This is a genomic window from Mycobacterium sp. RTGN6 (assembly GCF_033804605.1).
Lineage (GTDB): Bacteria > Actinomycetota > Actinomycetes > Mycobacteriales > Mycobacteriaceae > Mycobacterium.
The window spans coordinates 246,764-261,930 of the sequence record NZ_JAPZKZ010000003.1; the positions used below are offsets into that span (position 1 = coordinate 246,764).

The 15,167-nt window shown below is 67.7% G+C and carries 10 protein-coding genes; 4 read left to right on the forward strand and 6 right to left on the reverse strand.

The window, feature by feature from the left end; all coding sequences use genetic code 11:
- Nucleotides 1-403: 403 nt before the first annotated feature.
- A complete protein-coding gene (locus SLQ33_RS09270; RefSeq protein WP_319453524.1) occupies nt 404-6,016 on the forward strand; it encodes a DUF4185 domain-containing protein in 5,613 nt (1,870 codons plus the stop codon).
- On the opposite strand, the gene SLQ33_RS09275 is transcribed toward SLQ33_RS09270, so the two are convergent.
- From SLQ33_RS09275 to SLQ33_RS09290, 4 genes are all read right to left on the reverse strand, one after another.
- Complete coding sequence (locus SLQ33_RS09275; RefSeq protein ID WP_319453525.1) at nt 6,013-6,699, reverse strand: HAD-IA family hydrolase; 687 nt, start codon at nt 6,697-6,699, stop codon at nt 6,013-6,015. The genes SLQ33_RS09270 and SLQ33_RS09275 overlap by 4 nt on opposite strands.
- Complete coding sequence (locus SLQ33_RS09280; protein WP_319453526.1) at nt 6,696-7,955, reverse strand: RNA polymerase sigma factor; 1,260 nt, start codon at nt 7,953-7,955, stop codon at nt 6,696-6,698. Before SLQ33_RS09280 ends, SLQ33_RS09275 begins: the two co-directional genes overlap by 4 nt.
- A gap of 73 nt (nt 7,956-8,028) precedes the next feature.
- Nucleotides 8,029-9,633, reverse strand: a complete 1,605-nt coding sequence (fadD8, locus tag SLQ33_RS09285) for a fatty-acid--CoA ligase FadD8 (protein WP_319453527.1) — start codon at nt 9,631-9,633, stop codon at nt 8,029-8,031.
- Nucleotides 9,634-10,102: 469 nt separating this feature from the next.
- Nucleotides 10,103-10,450 carry a hypothetical protein gene (locus SLQ33_RS09290; protein ID WP_319453528.1) on the reverse strand — a complete coding sequence of 116 codons (348 nt, stop codon included), beginning with the start codon at nt 10,448-10,450 and terminating at the stop codon, nt 10,103-10,105.
- 75 nt (nt 10,451-10,525) lie between these two features.
- Here SLQ33_RS09290 and SLQ33_RS09295 point away from each other — a divergent pair, with 75 nt between their 5' ends.
- A complete protein-coding gene (locus SLQ33_RS09295) occupies nt 10,526-10,993 on the forward strand; it encodes a hypothetical protein (RefSeq protein WP_319453529.1) in 468 nt (155 codons plus the stop codon).
- 53 nt (nt 10,994-11,046) lie between these two features.
- Here the strand turns inward: SLQ33_RS09295 and SLQ33_RS09300 are convergent, their stop codons facing one another.
- Complete coding sequence (locus tag SLQ33_RS09300) at nt 11,047-11,505, reverse strand: YciI family protein (protein ID WP_319453530.1); 459 nt, start codon at nt 11,503-11,505, stop codon at nt 11,047-11,049.
- A gap of 116 nt (nt 11,506-11,621) precedes the next feature.
- On the opposite strand from SLQ33_RS09300, the gene SLQ33_RS09305 reads away from it, so the two are divergent.
- Both SLQ33_RS09305 and SLQ33_RS09310 read left to right on the forward strand, forming a co-directional pair.
- Entirely contained in the window at nt 11,622-13,229 is a 1,608-nt protein-coding gene (locus SLQ33_RS09305; protein WP_319453531.1) for an amidohydrolase, read from the forward strand.
- Between the two features lie 30 nt (nt 13,230-13,259).
- Nucleotides 13,260-14,825, forward strand: a complete 1,566-nt coding sequence (locus SLQ33_RS09310) for a long-chain-fatty-acid--CoA ligase (protein WP_319453532.1) — start codon at nt 13,260-13,262, stop codon at nt 14,823-14,825.
- Nucleotide 14,826: 1 nt separating this feature from the next.
- Here SLQ33_RS09310 and SLQ33_RS09315 read toward each other — a convergent pair whose 3' ends face one another.
- Complete coding sequence (locus SLQ33_RS09315; protein WP_319453533.1) at nt 14,827-15,135, reverse strand: hypothetical protein; 309 nt, start codon at nt 15,133-15,135, stop codon at nt 14,827-14,829.
- Nucleotides 15,136-15,167: the final 32 nt, after the last annotated feature.

The following is a 15,167-nucleotide window of genomic DNA, read 5'->3' on the forward strand; positions in this document are numbered from 1 at the left end:
AACCTCACTCTCTCGACTCGGAACGCATTTCCCTCGCCCATCGGAACCTAATGATGCGCGACGTGGACGGGATGCGTAGCCGACTACTCACTTTTGATCGCTCAATGCGGCGGCCCATTCGCCGAGGTCATGAATGACGAAGCGCGATACGAATAGTCCCGTCCATTTCATCCGAAACCCGTTCGCACTGGCACCGCCGGACGTCGACGAGGAAGCAGATTCGAGTAGTCCGATACTCACCCCGGCGAAACTGCTCGGGGCGTACCGTTTCGAATCGAATTCAATTCCCGAGGGGGGACATGACGTCGACGAAAGAACGCCACCCGGCTATCCGACGCCAAGGAATGGAACTCCGAGCGGCAAATGATTCTGCGTTCGGCGGCCCGATAGAGACGGGGTCGAGATGACTACCCGAACCACCGCAACGTTCGGCCGGCCGCACGCACAGCGGATCGAGCGGCTGGGCCGACGAATCTTCAAGCAGTGCATCGCAAGTGACGGTTCGCTGCTCACCCCGGACGCGGCGATCTGGACGGCGAAGAACCTCGCCGAGGCGCACCGTCGCGTCGTCGACTCGCCCGCACGCACCAGGGGCACCTTTGCCGCGCGGCTCGACGCCGCCCTCGACGGCGCCTCGGACAAGGTCCGCCAACTGCTCGCCGAGATCTGCATCGTCCATCAACTTCCGTTGAGCCAGGCGACCGCAAAACCGGTGAGCAAGGTGCGCTTGATCGAGGAGGTGCTGCGCCCCATCCCTTCGCTCGCCGTGACGCCGGAGCTCGAGAAGGCGTTCGCCGACGGGATGATCGAGATGAACCGCTCGGGACGCGGCAGGCGATGGACGCAGCTGGGCGTGATCATCGGATTCGCCGAACACTTCAAGGCGCAGCCGCCACGCATCCGCCGCCGCGCCGGATCGGATCCGGCGACGCTGCGGCAGCTTGTGTTCGCCGCGCCAAGCGACCCGGAGCCGGAACAGCGGCACGTCCTCCTCTACCTGCTTCGCCCCAACTACTTCCTGCCCGTCGTCGGCGCCCGCCACCGCACCCGGCTACGCGACGCGCTGGCGCCCGAATACCTGCCCGGCGGCGAGACGGACGACCTCGACGCCGACCTGCACGCCATCGACGAGGCCGTGCGCCGGCACGTCGGCGGACCCGTCGACTACTACCTGCCGCCCTGGCGAGCGCGCTGGCTGCCAGATCCTGCCGCCGCTCCCTCGAACGGCCACGTCTCGCGCAATGGACGTGGCCGCGGCTCCGCCGCCAGGGACGCCGCACCACGCGCGCCGCGCCGCCGCTACCTGCCGATGGTTCCGGGGACGTACCGGCAGAGCAGCAGCTTCCGCCCACCGGACCGCCCCGACCACCAGGGCCTCGACTTCGCTGCCGACCTCGGCACCCCGATCTATGCGCCGTCGGACGGAGTGATGGCCAAGGTCGGAATCCGCGACGACCCAAACGGATTCGGCTCGTGGCTGGTGCTGGACGCCCAGGCGCAGTGGGGCCTGGACTTCGTATTCGGGCACATGCCGCCGTCGTCGTTCATCAATCCCGACACCGGCGCACAGTGGCAGGTCAACGACCAGGTGCGCGCCGGGCAGCAGCTCGCCGTCGTCGGCAACGAGGGTGGCTCCACCGGGCCCCACCTGCACTTCGAAACCTGGGCTGCGCCAGGGCGGTTCGGCGGTCAGGTCCAAGACCCCGCCCAGTCCTGGATACCGGGCGCCGTCGATCCGCGACAGGCCGCGGCCGACCAGGCGGCGACGCCCGCGCCGGCCTCGTCGCTGGTGGGCAACATGTTGGTGGACTACTCCGCAGGCGTGCCGTCGGCCGACGACATCGCCGGCGCCGGCTTCGTCGGAGCGGTGCGCTACGTATCCGACCCCCGCGACGGCTGGATGGTCGGCAAGCCGCTGCGCAAGGCCGAGGCCGACGACCTCCGATCACACGGACTGGTGGTGGTCTCCAACTTCCAGTTCGGCAAGCGCGACTGGGACGGCGGCGCCGAGCAGGGGGCCCGCGACGCCGAACGCGGCATCCAATTGCACCGCGAGGCAGGGGGACCCGAGGATGCGGTGATCTACGTGTCCGTCGACGCCGATCCGACCGAGGACGAATGGAACACGAAGGTCGCACCGTATCTGCGGGCATGGCAGGACCGACTCGGCAAGGAGCGGTTGGGCGTCTACTGCAATGCCCCCTGCATCGACCGGGCCAAGCGTGATGGCCTGGGAACGTACTTCTGGCAACACAATTGGGGTAGCGCAGGCCGGGTCCACGACGACGCGCACCTCCACCAGTTCGAGATCGACAAGCAGCGGGTCGCCGGTGTCGGCGTCGACCGCAACCGGATCCTCAAGGACGACTTCGGGCAGTGGGACCGCAGCGTCGTGGCGGCGGCGGTCGCACCCGACGTCGACCGGTTCCCGCTGCCACCCGGGTTCTACTGGGGCCCCCTGGATGGCCCCGAGGAGTCGTGGTCGAATCTGGCCGGCACCGAGCCGCAGTACTCCACCGACGGACTGCGGCGATGGCAGGACAAGCTCGGGCTGCCCAGCACCGGAGTCTTCGACGAGGTCACCAAGGCGGCCGCGCTGAGGATCCAGCGCGCGATGGGCTGGGCCCCCTCCGGCAACGTCAACGAAGCGGAGTGGCATGCCGTCATCCGCGACGGCTGGTCTCCACCGGTCGGTGAGCACTGGCCACCTGCCGCGGCGCTGAGCACGAAAGACGGCTACGCCCAGGCGATCATCGCCGAAGGGGTGCGACGGAACATCAGCCCGCGCGGTATCAAGATCGCACTCTCGACGGCGTTGGTCGAGACCAACATGCGGATGTACGCCAACTCGAAGGACCAAGCCAGCCTGCTGCTTCCGCACGACGCCGTTGGCAGCGACGGCATGTCCGTCGGGTTATTCCAGCAGCAGAACTTCGCCGAGTGGAAGTCGCTGGAATGCCGCATGGACGCCGCGTGTTCGGCGGGCACGTTCTACGAACACCTCGAGCGGCTCCCGTACGACGACGATGGTCGCTCGCCGGGCAGCGTCGCCCAGGCGGTGCAGCGTTCGGCGTTCCCCGACCGCTACGACCAGCGCTTCGGTGAGGCGTCCGGGCTCTTCGACCGGCTGGTCGGCACCGTCGACGCACAGGCCGCCGCGGAGCCCGTCGATCCGGACCGCTACCCCCTTCCGCCCGGCGTCTACTGGGGTCCGATGGATGGGCCCGACGACTCATGGTCAAACCTCGCAGGCACGGAACCGCAGTATTCGAAGGACGGCCTGCGGCGTTGGCAGCAGTCCGTCGGAGTGCCCGGCACCGGCGTATACGACGACGCCACCAAGGACGCCGCGACGCGGATGCAGCACCTGTTCGGGTGGACCGAGACCGGAATCGTCGACGGCGACGAATGGGATCAGGTCATCCGCAAGGGCTGGTCCCTTACCCAGGTCGCCCTGGAGCCGGCGGGTGCGCCACCCACTGAGCCGGTCATTACGACGCCCGCGGCTGTAACCGGCGATACCGCAACGACTTCCGCGGCTCCCACCGGGTCGGCCACGGTCGCCGATCCCGACGCGTTCCCGCTGCCCCTTGGTCACTACTGGGGCCCGCCGGAGGACCCGGAGGAATCGTGGTCCAACCGCGAGGGCACGGATCCGCAGTCCTCGATCGACGGGCTGCGGCGCTGGCAGCTCGCGGTCGGTATCCCGGGGACGGGCGTGTACGACGACGCGACGAAGAATGCCGCCGTTGCGATGCAGCGGGCGTTCGGCTGGCAGGTCAGTGGCAACGTCTATCAGGGGGAGTGGAGCGGGGTCATCCGCCCGGGCTGGCGGCTGCCGACGACGACGCAACCCCAGGTGGTCGCGCCGCCCGTCGTCACGCCGCCGCCGGTCGTCACGCCGGTCATCGTGACGCCGCCGCCCGTCGTCACGCCTCCGGTCGTCACCCCCGTGCAACCGATACCAACGGTGAATTCGCCTGACGGATACCCGATCACGTGGGTCTCGGGCCCCGGCTACAACCAGGGCCACCGTGAATACGTGCGAATCTATCTGCACACCACCGAGAATCAGGACTGGATCACCACCGCGGAGGGTGTCGCCGCCTACCAGGCCCGTGAACAGGACGGCAGCTATCACTTCCTGATCGACGACACGCACATCGTCAACACCGTCGCGACCAAGAACACCGCGTGGGGCGTGTTGTCGGACAACGGCTACAGCGTGCAGATCGCCATGGTCGGCACGTCTGGGGAGATCGAGAAGTGGTCGAACAAGAACCCCAACCGGGAGGAACGCCCCAAGAGCCGAGCGCAATGGCTGGCCCACGACAAGATGCTCGACATGGTCGCCTACACGATCGCGGTCGTGGCACGCGACCATCGCATCCCCATCGAACGCGTCGACATCGACGGTGTCGGCGCCAACCGGCGCGGCGTGTCGAGCCACAACAACTACACCTACGGCTCGGTGAAGCTGAGGGGATTCAAGGACGGTACGCACTGGGACGTCCCCGACACGTTCCCCTATGACGTCGTCCTCGACGCGGCCAAGGCGTACCTCGCGATCATCACCGACCCCGACGCCTTTCCGCTGCCCGCAGGCCACTACTGGGGACCACTGGAAGGGCCGTCGGAATCGTGGTCCAACATGTACGGCGGCGAACCGCAGTCCTCCAAGGACGGCCTTCGGCGCTGGCAGGTTGCGGTCGGCATTGCCCCGTCCGGGATCTACGACGACGCCACCAAGGACGCCGCGACCAAGATGCAGCAGGCCTTCGGCTGGCCGGTGACCGGCCAGGTGTACGAGGGTGAGTGGAATGAGGTCATTAGGCGCGGCTGGCGGCTGCCGCTGCCAGTGCCTGCGCCGCCCGCTCGCCCCCGGTTGATCGATCCCGGCCCGCCGGTCGGAACGTCGAAGAAGGTCAAGGATGCCACCGGGCCTGGATGTACCGACGGATTCGGCATGGGTGCAACGGATCTCGGCGTCATGACGCGAACGCCGGCGGGCCGCATCCTGGCCGTCTTCGGCGACACGTTCCGCGGAGCGCGCGCGGGCGCGGGCGACTGGCGGGCGCCGGTCGCGCTGTTCTCCGACACGACGAGGCTCGACGACGGCATCATCTGGAGCGAGGCCGCTGGCGGAGTGCCGTCGTATGCGGCGCAGCTGTGGCCGTACCCGCACGACAATCCGGTGTTCAGCACGGTGCTGCCCTCGGACGTGATCACCGTCGGCGACACCGTCTACTTGCACGTCATGGTCAACAGGGGCCTTGGCAACGTGGTGTGGACGGAGATCTGGAAGTCCACCGACGACGGGCACACGTGGCAGCACAGCGGCGCGAAGTTCGACGCGGGACTGCACGCCGGACTCGCCCAACAGTGGACGTGGGATCTGTGCGAGGACGGCTGGGTGTACGTGCTGTCCACCGGATTTCAGCGTGACAAGCCGCTGATCTTGCGACGCGTGCAGCCGGACCAGCTCACCGACCCGACGGCATACCAGGGCTGGGGCAAGAAGAGCCGCAAGTGGGGCTGGGGCAACGAACCGGCTCCGGTGCTGCAAGGTTCCGGACAGGACGACAAGTTCGGCGAGCTGTGCCTGCGGCGCATCGACGGACAGTGGGTGCTGATCAACTTCGACTCGTCCAACGTCGGCGGCTATGACATCGACGTGCGCGTATTCGCCGACATCACCGGTGATCTCAACGCCGCGCACACCAGCACGCCGATCCGGGGGGTGGGCTGGGGACAGGAAGGGGACGACGCCGTCGCGCAGCTGTACGGTCCCTCGATCGTGCCGGGCTCGACCATCGACGGCGGATTTCACATTCTGTTGAGCCAGTGGAAGACCGAAGATCCCGGGAAGGGCTGGCCGTACCGGGCGATGCAGTTCAAGATTCCCGTGACTGCCGTGGCCGCAATCCAAGACGACGGCGCCGAGCAGCCCCATCGGAGTCGGGGCCGACGACCCGAACCACCAAGGAAGCGGCCGGCTCGCGAGGGTGACCGCTAGACCCTGATTCCCTCGCCGTCCAGTGCCGCGATCAGGCCGTGGGGTCGACGGTCGGTGGGCAGCGGGTCGACGAGCGCGAACCGGCAGCCCACGTTCACGGCACCACCGTCGGCTTCCTCGCTGTCGCCGATCATCACTGAGTCGGCGGCGGCCACCCCGAGCCGGCTCAGCGCGGTCTCGAAGATGCCCGGATTCGGTTTGACCGCACCCACTTCGAACGACAACACGAACTCGTCGACGTCGTCTGCTGCGCCGATCGCCGCGAACGCCGGCCGTACATCGAACGCGATGTTGGACACCACCGCGGTCTTGATGCCTTGCCGGCGCAGGGCGTTCAGCACGGTGGCGGTGTCGGGGTACGGCGTCCAGTTCGCCGGATCGATCAACAGGGCGTACAGCGTCTCCGCGTGATGGTCGGCCATCCCCGACTCGCGCAGCACGTGCAGATACGCCTCCCGGTGCAGGTGCGGCTCAAGGTCGCGGTTGATCCAGTTGCCGTACTGCTCGTCGTTCATGTTCACGGAGCGCCCGGTGGGTGCCGTCAGCCGGCGCATGAGCTCGGCCTGAACGTGGCCGTCGACGGCCCGTTCGTCGACTTCGATGCCCGCGAACCAGCTGTCGTCCTCCTCGAGTCGGAAGAGTGTTCCGGAGTAGTCGAACAGGACCGCGCGTGTCGTCGTCATGCGCGGGCCCGGGTTGCCTTGTCCAGCAGCACGTCTCGTTCCCTTTCGTTGGTCGCCATCGTCGCGGCCTTGTCGAACTCGTCGGCGGCCTCGCACTGTCTGCCCAGCCGCGACAACAGTTCGCCGCGCACGCTCGGCAGCAAGTAGGACTCGCCGAGTCCGTCGATCCCGTCGACGACGGTCAGTGCGGTGGCCGGTCCGGAGTTCATCGCCACCGCGACCGCCCGGTTCAACTCGACGACCGGCGACGGCGCGATCTGTAGCAATCCGTCGTAGAGCGACACGATGCGCGCCCAATCGGTGTCCGCGGCGGCCGGGGCGACGGCGTGGCACTCGGCGAGCGCCGCCTGCAATGCGTACGGTCCCCACCCAATGCCATTGCGCCGCAGCGTCTCCGCGGCCCGCTCCAACGCCGCGGTCCCTCGCACGATCTGCGCCCTGTCCCACTTCGTCCGGTCCTGATGCTCGAGCAGCACCGGCTGACCGTCGGCATCGGTGCGGGCGGCGAACCGTGACGATTGAAACTCCATCAGCGCCACCAGCCCGTGCACCTCGGCTTGGTCGGGTACCAGTGCGGCCAGGATTCTGCCGAGACGCAGTGCCTCCGAGCACAATTCGTCGCGGATCCAGCGCTGACCAGATGATGCGGAGTAGCCCTCGTTGTAGATCAGGTAGATGACGCTCAGTACCGCGGACAACCGCTGCGGGTACTCGGACACCTCCGGCACCTCGAACGGCACCCCCGCGTCACCGAGGGTCTTCTTGGCCCTGGTGATCCGCGCCGCGATGGTGGGGGTCGGGGCGAGGAACGCCCGCGCGATCTCCTCGGTGGTGAGGCCGCCGACGACGCGCAGCGTCAACGCGAGCTGGCCCTCGCGCGGCAGGACCGGGTGCGCGGAGATGAAGACGAGCCGCAGCACGTCGTCGTCGATGCGGTCGGGGTCCCAGGCCTCGTCGACGTGGGTCTGGAGCTCGCGGGCCAGCGTGGCGTACTTCGCGTCGAGGCGGTCCTGGCGGCGCCACTGGTCGATAGCCTTGCGCTTGGCGACGGTCGTCAGCCAGGCACCCGCGTTGCGCGGAACTCCCGTCGCGGGCCACTGCTCCAGCGCGTCGATCAGCGCTTCCTGGGCCAGGTCCTCGGCGAGGCCGACGTCGCCGATGGCGCGCGTGAGCGTCGCGACGATCTTGGCGGCCTCCATGCGCCAGACCGCGTCCACCGTCTGCTGGATGTCGGTAGCGGCAGGCACGTCACCCATTCTGCCGAGCGCGCGTGTCTGCGGGCGACACGCCGGGACGAATGCCGACTTTGCGCGCGCTCGCGTAGAAGCGTCAGCCGACCGCGCGGCCCGCGCCCTCCCAGAACTGCGCCCGCACGGCCTTCTTGTCGGGCTTGCCCAGCGCGGTCACCGGCACCGAGTCGACGATGATCACCTGCTTGGGCGATTGGACCGAACCCTTGCGATCCTTGACGGCGGCCTGGATCTCGGCGGTCATGGTGGCGACGGACGCCTCGTCGGTGGCGGCGTCGGGTCGCAGCACCACGACGGCCGTGACGGCCTCGCCCCACTTCTCGTCGGGCGTGCCGATCACGCACACCTGCGCAATCGAAGGGTGTTCGGCGACAACGTCTTCCACCTCGCGTGGGAACACGTTGAAGCCGCCGGTGACGATCATGTCCTTGGTGCGGTCGACGATGTACCAGAAGCCGTCCTCGTCCTCACGAGCCAGGTCGCCGGTGTGCATCCAGCCGTCGCGGAACGTCTCCGCGGTGGCCTCCGGCAACTTCCAGTAGCCGCCGCACAACAACGGCCCCGACACGCAGATCTCGCCGACCTCGCCGCGCGCCACCGGGTTGCCGTCCTCGCCGAGCAGGGCGGTACGGGCGAACAGCGTCGGCCGCCCGCACGAGGTCAGCCGCTTCTCGTCGTGGTCGCCCTTGGCCAGGTAGGTGATGACCATCGGCGCCTCGGACTGCCCGTAGTACTGGGCGAAGATGGGCCCGAACCGGTCGATCGCCTCGGCAAGCCGCACCGGGTTCATGGCCGAGGCACCGTAGTAGACGGTCTCCAACGAGGACAGGTCGCGCGTGTGCGAATCGGGGTGATCCATCAGCGCGTAGATCATCGACGGCACCAGCATGGTCGCCGAGATCTTCTGCTCCTCGATCACGCGCAGCACCTCGGCCGGGTCGAACTTCGTCAACACGATGAGCTCGCCACCCTTGACGATCACCGGCGTGAAGAATGCAGCGCCGGCATGCGACAGCGGCGTGCACATCAGGAACCGCGGATTCTCCGGCCACTCCCACTCGGCGAGCTGAACGGTCGTCATCGTGGTGATCGACTGCGTCGTGCCCATCACGCCCTTTGGCCTACCGGTGGTGCCGCCGGTGTACGTCATGCCGCCGATGTGATCCGGCGGAAGGTCCGCGGCCACCAGCGGCTTCGGCGAGTACTTCGCCGCCTCGGCGGTGAGGTCGACGGCGGCGTGGCCGGCCAGTGCCTCGGGCACCGGACCGATGGTCAGGATCTGCTTGAGCGACGGCACCTTCTCCAGCAAGCCAAGCGCCCGTTCGACGAACATCGGGTTCGGATCGATGATCAGCGACGTCACCTCGGCGTCGGAGAGCACGAAGGCGTGATCGTCCAGCGAGCCGAGAGGGTGTAGTGCCGTGCGCCGGAAGCCCTGCGTCTGGCTGGCGCCGATGATCATCAGCACCTCGGGCCGGTTCAGCGACAGCAGCCCCGAGATGCTCCCGGTACCCGCCCCGAGCGCCTCGAAGGCCTGAATGTACTGGCTGATGCGGTCGGCCAGCTGTCCGCCGGTCAGCGTGGTGTCGCCGAGGAACAGCACGGGCTTGTCCGCGTGGCGCTTCAGCGCACCGACGGTGATGTGGCCGGAGTGGATGGGATGGCGCAGCAGCTCGTCGCTCATATGGACAGACTAGAACGTGTTACAGATTGGCCGGGCTCGGACTGCCCGAAGCCGCCGAAACCTACTTGGGCCACCGGTTCTTCCGAACGCAATATCCGTGCATGTTCGGTGAGTTAGCGTGCCGTTGGTTGTACCCCGTCGAACAGCGGGTGTGGGTTCATTTGCTTTGGTGTCAATAAGATTGGGCGATACGTCGCCCGCCCTAGGCCGCACAAGGGAGCGAATAGATGAGTTGGACGATAGCCTCCGGCGTCCGCAACGCGATGACGAAAAGTGCGGTGGCCGGTGCACTCATCGCAGTAGTCGCGATGGGTGCGGCTGTTCCCGCGGCCGCCGTGCCCGACTTCGCCGGCACGTCCATTGCGCCGGTTCCGCTCGAGCCTCCCAGCCCGGACCCCGGACCTCCCACGAGCCCGTCCGATCCCAGATGCGCACAGATGCCGACAGACCCCGTGTGCCAGGGCGGCCCTTATGCCCCGGCTGCCCCGGCCGCACCCCCCGGTATCACTGGCCCATCCGATCCCGCATGTGTCAGCCAGCCTTCGAATCCGGTGTGCCAGGGCGGCCCGTACGCGCCACCGCCACCGCCGGCGGCCCCGCCGCCGCCACCGGTAATGGCACCGCCGCCACCACCGCCGATCGCGCCGCCGCCGATCGCGCCGCCGCCCGTGATGGCGCCGCCGCCGGTGATGGCGCCGCCGCCCGTGATGGCGCCGCCGCCGGTGATGGCGCCGCCGCCCGTGATGGCGCCCCCGGTTATAGCGCCGCCGCCGATTTCAATGCCTACACCGGCGACGGGCGGAATGCCCGGAACCATATAAGCCTGCCAAGGCTTTTCGCCGCCGATATCCGAACCAGAGCAATGACAAGACCAGCGTCAAGAGAGGACAGCATGACCATCAGTGGCGAGCGGCCCGCAGCGTTCATCATCGCGGTCGGCGTGGCGATCGGATCAGCAGGCACCGCCTGGGCCGGCGGGCCTCCCCAGGCCTCAGCGGGCGACTTGAGCGGCACTTACACCTACCAGTCCAGCAACGGCAGGGTTAACACGTGGGAGATCACGCCCTGCGGTCCAGGATGCGCCGATGTAGCCGTCACACCCGTCACTGACTCGAGGATCACACCGCACGGCGGGCGGGCCTCGCTTGATAACGGTCGGTGGAGCATGAGCGTTCAGTCAGCCCAGGCAGTCCGGTGCAAGCCGCCCAACGACGATGTGACTGTGCCTGGAACAGCTGCGTTTTCATTTGACGCCGCGACGTTGAGCGGCACTGCAGTCAACACTCAGGCCGTCGCGGGCTGCGGCGATCCGGCGGGGGCAACCTATCAAGCCACCTTCACCTTGACGAAGGTCGGGTAGGCACGACCGACGGAGCCGTGCCCACCCGTGACCTCGATGTACCCGCGCAAAACCTAGCGGCCTGCGGCCTTCGCTGCCTGGTCGGCGATCTTCTGGGCGAGGTCGGCGCGCCACTGGATCTCCTTCTCGATCCACGGGTTGTCCATCGGGAACTCCTCGCTTTCGGAAACCCGGCGCACCTCGAGCTTCACGCCCTGCCCCAGTGGGCACTTCTGCGCCCACTGCTTCGCCTCTTCCTTCGACGACACGTCGAGGATCCAGAAGCCGTTGAACAACTCCTTGGCCTCGGTGTACGGCCCGTCGGTGACGACCGGCGGGTCGGCGTTGAAGTCGACGACGAACCCCTCCTCGGGTCCGGTCAGGCCCTCGCCGGCCAGCATCACGCCGGCCTTGATGAGCTCCTCGTTGTAGCGGCCCATCGATTCGATGATCTCGTTGAAGTCGATGTTCTGCTCCTCCATGGCCTGCTCGGCCTCGGGGGTGGACCGCATGATCAGCATGTAGCGCGACATTGTCTGTCTCCTTCTAGTGGGTGGAAGGGGCGCGTCCATCGTGCCCTCGCTACTACGTCGAATGGCAACCCCCGAAATCGACACGGCGCGCGAACTTTTCCGCCAAGATTTTGCCCATGCCCGCTGACCTGGTGATTCTCGGAACCGTGCTGACGGTCGACGAGGCGCAGCCCACCGCCGAGGCCATCGCAGTGACCGACGGGCGCGTCGTCGCGGTCGGTGCCCGCGCCGACGTCGAGCCCTTGATCGGTCCCAACACCGAGACCGTCGACCTCGGCGACGGATGCGTGATGCCGGGCCTCATCGAGGCGCACGGGCATCCGTTGATGGAGGCCATCGTGTTGTCGGATCGCATCGTCGACATCCGGCCCGTCACGATGCGAAACGCGGACGACGTCGTCGCCGCCATCCGGCGGGAGGTCGCCGCGCGTGGAGCTGACGGGGCGTACCTCAACGGCTGGGATCCGCTGCTCCAGGAGGGGCTCCCCGAGCCGACGCTGGCGTACCTCAACGACGTCGCCCCCGACTCGCCGCTGGTGATCACCCACAACTCGGGGCACAAGGCGTACTTCAACTCCGCGGCCGCGCGCAAGGCCGGGCTGACGCGCGACACCCCCGACCCGAAGGGTTCGAAGTACGGCCGCGACGCGAACGGCGAGCTCGATGGGACGGCCGAGGAGACCGGGGCGGTGTTCTCATTGCTGGGCGGCGCGATCGACCCGAATGGCTACCCCGCGATGCTGCTCGCCGAGTGTGCGCGACTGAATCGCGCCGGGTTGACGACGTGCTCAGAAATGGCGTTCGACCCGGCATTTCGGCCCGCGCTGGACGGCTTGCGCGACGACCTGACCGTCCGGTTCCGCACGTACGAGATGTCGACCGCGCAGCTGTCCACGACCGAAGCGCTAACCAACGGCGACGACGTCGTCAAGCAGGTCGGCATCAAGATCTGGGTCGACGGGTCCCCATGGATCGGCAACATCGACCTGACGTTCCCGTACCTCGACACCGACGCCACCCGCATCATCGGCGTCACACCCGGCTCGTGCGGGCACGCCAACTACACCCGTGAGCAGCTGACCGAGATCGTCGCCGCGTACTTCCCGCTGGGATGGCAGATGGCGTGCCACGTCCAGGGCGACGCGGGGGTGGACACCATCCTCGACGTATACGAGGAAGCGCTGCGGCGGTGGCCCCGAAACGATCACCGGCTGCGGCTCGAGCACGTCGGCGCCATCAGCGACGAGCAGCTGCGGCGCGCGTACGACCTCGGCGTGACGTGCAGCCTGTTCGTCGACCAAATCCATTACTGGGGAGACATTCTCGTCGACGGACTGTTCGGCGCCGAGCACGGCTCGCGGTGGATGCCGTGCGGCTCGGCCGTCAAGACGGGGATGAGGATCTCGCTGCACAACGATCCGCCCGTGACGCCCGAGGAGCCGCTGCGCAACATCAGCGTTGCGGCCACCCGCGTCGCCCCGAGCGGCCGCGTATTGGGGCCGGAGGAGCGGCTGACCGTCGAGCAGGCCATCCGGGCGCAGACGCTCGACGCGGCGTGGCAGTTGTTCTCCGACGACGTCATCGGCTCGCTGGAGGTCGGCAAGTACGCCGACATGGTGGTGCTGTCGGCCGATCCGCGCGCGGTCCCGCCCGAGCACATCGCCGACCTCGAGGTGCGCGCGACCTACCTGGCAGGCCGCCGCGTTTACGCCAAACCCGAGTGACGACGGCGCCCGTCATGGCACGCTCAAGTCATGTCTGACCTGCCTGATCCCCGCTTTCTCGACGAACGCCTCGCGCACTGGGCGGAAACCAAACCCGACGGCGAGGCGATGACCTATCTGGGCCGCACGTGGACGTGGTCGCAGTGGAACGACCGGGTGCGCAGACTGGCCGGCGCGCTGACCGAACGTGGCATCAAGCGCGGCGACGTCATCGCGTTCCTCGACAAGAACCACCCCGCCTGCCTGGAGTCAACCTTCGCCGCCTCATCGCTTGGGGCGGCCAACGCGATCATCAACTTCCGGCTCGCCGCCGACGAGATGGACTACGTGCTCAACGATTCCGGCGCCAAGGTGCTGATCGTCGGGGCGGAACTCAAGCCGGCGATCGAGAAGATCCGCGACAAGCTGCCGAACGTGGGGCACGTCATCGAGGTCACGCCGGAGGGCGCAGACGGCGACGAGTACGAGGCAGTGCTGGCGGCGGCGACGCCCGTGGACCGCTCGCCGGACGTCGACCCGGACGACGTCTGCATCATCATGTACTCGTCGGGCACCACCGGTCGGCCCAAGGGCGTGGCGTTGACGCAGGCCAACCTCATCGCGCACACCGTGAATGGCCAGGAGGGCTTCGAGTTCGACGACGGCGACAAGAACATGGTGGCGATGCCGCTGTTCCACGTCGGCGGGACGTCGTACGCCCAGTTGGGAATCCACAGCGGCATTCCGAGTGTGATGACGCGCGACGTCGACGGTGCCGCGCTGGCCGGCGCGATCCTGCAGGGCGCCAACCGCACGTTCCTGGTGCCCGCCGTGCTGGCCAAGGTGCTGGAGTCGGGCCCCGACGCGGTGAAGCTGTTCGGCGCGCTGAAGACGTATTCCTACGGGGCGTCCCCAATGCCGTTGCCGCTCTTGCGTGCCGCCTTGGAGGCGTGGCCGAACACCGACTTCATCCAGGCCTACGGGCTCACCGAACTGTGCGGTGTGATCAGCCACCTCATGCCGGAGGACCATCGCTCCGCCAACGTGGAGCGGCTTTCCAGCGCGGGCACGCTGGTGCCCAACGCCGAGGTCAAGGTGGTCGACCCGGACACGCTGGAGGAGGTGGCCGCCGGAGCTCAGGGCGAATTGTGGTTCCGCTCAAAGCAATTGATGAAGGGTTACCACAACAAGCCGGAGGCGACCGCCGAGGCGATCACCGACGACGGGTGGTTCCGCACCGGCGACATCGGCCGCGTGGACGCCGACGGCTACATCTTCGTCGAGGACCGGCTCAAGGACATGATCATCACCGGCGGCGAGAACGTCTACTCGATCGAGGTGGAGCGCGTACTCGCGGAGCATCCGGCCGTCGCCGAGGTGGCCGTCATCGGCGTGCCCGACGAGAAGTGGGGTGAAGCGGTGAAAGCCGTTGTGTCGCTTGACGGCGAGGCCACTGAGGCGGAGATCATCGCGTTCGCCCGCGAGCAGCTGGCCGCGTACAAGTGCCCCAAGACCGTCGACATCGTGGACGAGCTGCCACGCAACCCCACCGGCAAGATCCTCAAGAAGGACCTGCGCAAGCCGCACTGGGAGGGCCGCGACCGCGCAACCGTCTGACTCAGCGGCTAGCCGCCGCCGACTTCTCTACGACGCTCAACTCGACGCCGGACACGTCAAAACTCTCGGGCAGGAGCTCGTCGAGCTCCGCGACCAGAGTGGCGAGAGCGGCCGTTGCACCGTGGTCGACGGTGATGAGCAGTAGTCCGTACTGGCCCGGCTCCGCCGATCCGATGAAGAACTCGTAGCCCAGCACGTTGCCTGCGCGTTGGGGCGGTCGATCAGGCAGAGCCTGCGCGAATTGTTGCAGCGCATTCTCCAGGTCGAGTCGCGATGGTGGTGCTTTGACGGTGATTGCCCAGGTAGCCATGGTTTCTCCTCGTGTCCTGACGTGGGTGTGGT

Coding starts and splice junctions, on each gene's coding strand:
- SLQ33_RS09270 (WP_319453524.1), top strand. CDS start 404: ATGACTACCCGAACCACCGCAACGTTCGGCCGGCCGCACGCACAGCGG.
- SLQ33_RS09275 (WP_319453525.1), bottom strand. CDS start 6,699: ATGACGACGACACGCGCGGTCCTGTTCGACTACTCCGGAACACTCTTC.
- SLQ33_RS09280 (WP_319453526.1), bottom strand. CDS start 7,955: ATGGGTGACGTGCCTGCCGCTACCGACATCCAGCAGACGGTGGACGCG.
- fadD8 (WP_319453527.1), bottom strand. CDS start 9,633: ATGAGCGACGAGCTGCTGCGCCATCCCATCCACTCCGGCCACATCACC.
- SLQ33_RS09290 (WP_319453528.1), bottom strand. CDS start 10,450: ATGGTTCCGGGCATTCCGCCCGTCGCCGGTGTAGGCATTGAAATCGGC.
- SLQ33_RS09295 (WP_319453529.1), top strand. CDS start 10,526: ATGACCATCAGTGGCGAGCGGCCCGCAGCGTTCATCATCGCGGTCGGC.
- SLQ33_RS09300 (WP_319453530.1), bottom strand. CDS start 11,505: ATGTCGCGCTACATGCTGATCATGCGGTCCACCCCCGAGGCCGAGCAG.
- SLQ33_RS09305 (WP_319453531.1), top strand. CDS start 11,622: ATGCCCGCTGACCTGGTGATTCTCGGAACCGTGCTGACGGTCGACGAG.
- SLQ33_RS09310 (WP_319453532.1), top strand. CDS start 13,260: ATGTCTGACCTGCCTGATCCCCGCTTTCTCGACGAACGCCTCGCGCAC.
- SLQ33_RS09315 (WP_319453533.1), bottom strand. CDS start 15,135: ATGGCTACCTGGGCAATCACCGTCAAAGCACCACCATCGCGACTCGAC.